At 64.2% G+C, this 419-nt stretch carries 1 pseudogene; it reads right to left on the bottom strand.

From position 1 onward, the window contains the following. Positions 1 to 419: pseudogene (locus MWU54_RS18645) on the bottom strand (acetyl-coenzyme A synthetase); the annotation flags it as partial.

Below are 419 nucleotides of genomic sequence, written 5' to 3'. Positions count from 1 at the left end.
TCGCCAAGCGCGCCGTAGTCGTTTTCTGCGATCTTGCGCAGGATGCGGCGCATGATCTTTCCCGAGCGGGTTTTCGGCAGGCCGGGGGCCCACTGGATGAGGTCGGGGCTGGCGATGGGGCCGATTTCGGTGCGCACCCAGGTGCGCAGTTCCTTCATCAACTCGTCGCTGGGTTCCACCCCGTTCATCAGGGTCACGTAGCAATAGATGCCCTGGCCCTTGATGTCATGCGGGTAGCCAACCACGGCCGCCTCGGCGACCTTGGCATGCGCCACCAGGGCGCTTTCGACCTCGGCCGTGCCCATGCGGTGGCCCGACACGTTGATCACATCGTCCACACGGCCGGTGATCCAGTAATCCCCGTCGGCGTCGCGCTTGCAGCCGTCGCCCGAGAAGTAATAGCCCTTGTAGTCCGAGAA

This window comes from Marivita sp. S6314 (assembly GCF_023015985.1).
Lineage (GTDB): Bacteria > Pseudomonadota > Alphaproteobacteria > Rhodobacterales > Rhodobacteraceae > Marivita.
The sequence above is the reverse complement of the archived record's forward strand: the minus strand, read 5'-3'. Positions and strand labels throughout refer to the sequence as shown.